At 60.9% G+C, this 2541-nt stretch carries 3 protein-coding genes; 2 read left to right on the top strand and 1 reads right to left on the bottom strand.

The genetic code is table 11. The features are described 5' to 3' along the window. Positions 1 to 533, top strand: a 533-nt coding sequence (locus RI518_RS07685) for a LuxR C-terminal-related transcriptional regulator (RefSeq protein WP_310689796.1), incomplete at its 5' end; no start/stop codon positions are given. Then, a complete protein-coding gene (locus RI518_RS07680; RefSeq protein ID WP_310689795.1) occupies positions 530 to 2242 on the top strand; it encodes a hypothetical protein in 1713 nt (570 codons plus the stop codon). The genes RI518_RS07685 and RI518_RS07680, both read left to right, overlap by 4 nt. Before the next feature lie 74 nt (positions 2243 to 2316). Here the strand turns inward: RI518_RS07680 and RI518_RS07675 are convergent. Next, on the bottom strand, positions 2317 to 2541 hold a 225-nt coding region (locus RI518_RS07675), incomplete at its 5' end, for a hypothetical protein (RefSeq protein ID WP_310689794.1).

The raw sequence follows: 2541 nt of genomic DNA, 5'->3' as shown, positions 1-2541 counted from the left end.
CCGGAGATCACGCGGCCACACTGATTGAAGCGCTTAAAGCAGGACGCCTTGATGTCGCCCTGCTTGATGTTCACCTGGGCAATGGCCCCTCCGGATTCGACATCGCCCAAAGCCTGCGACGGCTCACACCGGGGCTTGGCATTGTCTTTCTCAGTAGTGTGCGCGACCCGAGGCTTTTGGGCTACAACCCGGCATCGCTGCCCAAAGGGGCGCGTTATTTGTTGAAATCTGACGTGGACGACATCGACATGATCGAGAGGGCTCTTCGCGCGGCCGCCGATGACGGCTATGCCCGCTCCGATCAAGCCGCGCCCCGCGTTAATTTGACCCAGCCCCAGATTGACATCCTGCGGCTCGTGGCGCGGGGGCTCTCCAACGCGGAGATTGCCCGAGAGCGAGTGGTGACCGAACGGGCCGTGGAGGTTGCGGTGTCACGGTTAGCCAAACACTTGAACCTTCGGGAGACTCCGGGGCTGAACCAGCGCGTGCACATCGCCGCACGGTTTTTTAAAGAGATGGGTTGGACCCCGTGAGCGAGGCGACGCCCACGAAGGTTCGCTTTCCTCGGCAGATCCCCATTCGTCATCTTTTTCACGTCCCCACACTGTCGGGTGTCATACCGGGAGTGGTTCTCCTTTCCGCGATTGCCTCCGCCTCCGGGCTCGCCTTGTCCCTTCTGGTCGTGTGGTTGGCTGTCCACGCCCTCACGTTGCTTGTCGCCGGACTTTTGGGGTGGGCGTTTGTGGCGATACTCCGCGCCGGGGGCCGTAGCCGAGTCGGACCGCTGATCGTGCTCACCACCGGCGCGCTTGTGGGCGGTGCAAAAGGGTTTTTCACCGCCCTGGTCGACCTGAGTCTTGGCTTAACTGATGCGGCAGCTAGCGAATTGTTTATCCGAGGTCTGGGCGGAATTGTGGTGGGGGTGTGGCTGATTGGCACGATTGCCTACGCTCGGAGTGCCCTGGAACAACTTGAAGATGCTCGGGGCACGCTTGTGCGGGCAAACATTGCGAGGCGACTGACTGAGGAAGCCGCCAGCACACCGCCAGAGTTGACCACATCGCTTTACGCAGTGCGTGGTCTTCGCGATCAGCTCACCCATGATCCACAATCGACAACGGCGAAAGAGATTCGCAGTGTCGTCGATGCGACGATTCGGCCGCTCAGTCGCGCGCTGTGGTCGATAGAACAGCAGCGCTACCCGAGTTTGCGACTGTCCTCGCTTTATCGTGTCGCACTCGGGTCGATGCGCCCACGCGGCTGGTTGATTGGTGTGGTGTGGTCGGCGACCTCATTGACCGGTCTGGCCGTGCCACTGGGCATCATCGATGCGCTGCTGTATGTCGGCTGGGCGGGCCTGCTGGGGGCAGCACTGTTTTCGCTGATCCGGCTGCCGTCCAGACTACCCATCGCTGTGTCACTGCCACTGTTGATTGTGAGCTCTATTACTGCGGTATTCGGTGGAAACGCGCTCGCGAGACTGGTCTACCCACCCTTCTCTGACCTGATGGGTCCGGGCCTTTTGGTGTCCGGGGTAGCGTGGATGACGTTTGTCGCCATTAGCGCCAGCATGCTCTCTGGTGTGTTAGATATCCGCCGGGTAATCGAAGCGGATTTGGCCAGCCACGACACCCAAGCACTCATCGACACACGCGCAGGGCTTTCCGCTGAAGCGGTGAGTGCCCGGCGCCTTGCCACCGAACTTCACGGCCGTGTCCAAAGCAAACTGCTCGCCGTGGCAAGTGCGTTTGACCAACGTCGACTAAACCGCGAACAGCTCGCCCAACAGCTGGGAGATGTCGTGGGAAACCTGGAAAAACTGGCCGGTATCAACCACACCGATGGGGACACCGATGCCCAGACCGAGACCCTACGCTCACTCGAAGAGGCCTGGGCGGGACTGGTCGACCTTCGAATTGACGACACCTCGCGCTCGGTACTCGACCTGGCACTCGTGTCCAGGCCCGAACTGATGGAGCCATTGCGTGAGGTCATCAACAATGCTCATCGCCACGGACATGCAGGTGTTGTCGAGGTGTCTGCGCGCAGTAGCGAGGATGCGCTCGAAATCGTCATAACCGATGACGGCTATGGGCCGACCGGGGGAGGGGCCGGGCTTGGCTCAGCCCTTTTTGATCTATGGACGCAGGGGAACTGGTCGCTTGGAGCTGCTGCGGATGGCGGCAGCCGGGTGACCATGGTGATTGACCAGAATCGGTTGGCCCCCAGCCAACATATTTAGCGGCAGCGGTCGGTCCAGCACACGGTTGTAAAAAGCTCACTCCGCTGGGGGCCGAAAGTCAGAAGAATCCTGACCTACCAGGCGCGTGGTTGCCTCGCTCGGTAGATTCCGATGCCCACGCCCCCGAGTAGGAGGGCAATGAGGATGCTTGATGCGGTAATGACCAACCAGCCCGGAATCGGGTCCGATGTTCCGTTGGGTGAACCGGTGGTCGATGAGTCCGCGTCGCCGCTTGCCGCCCCACTGGAATTGTCATCACCGTCGTGGGCGGGAGTGGACGTCTTTGTCGTATCAGACGT

This window comes from Pontimonas sp., assembly GCF_031581085.1.
GTDB lineage: Bacteria > Actinomycetota > Actinomycetes > Actinomycetales > Microbacteriaceae > Pontimonas.
This window is presented reverse-complemented; position numbering and strand designations above follow the sequence as displayed.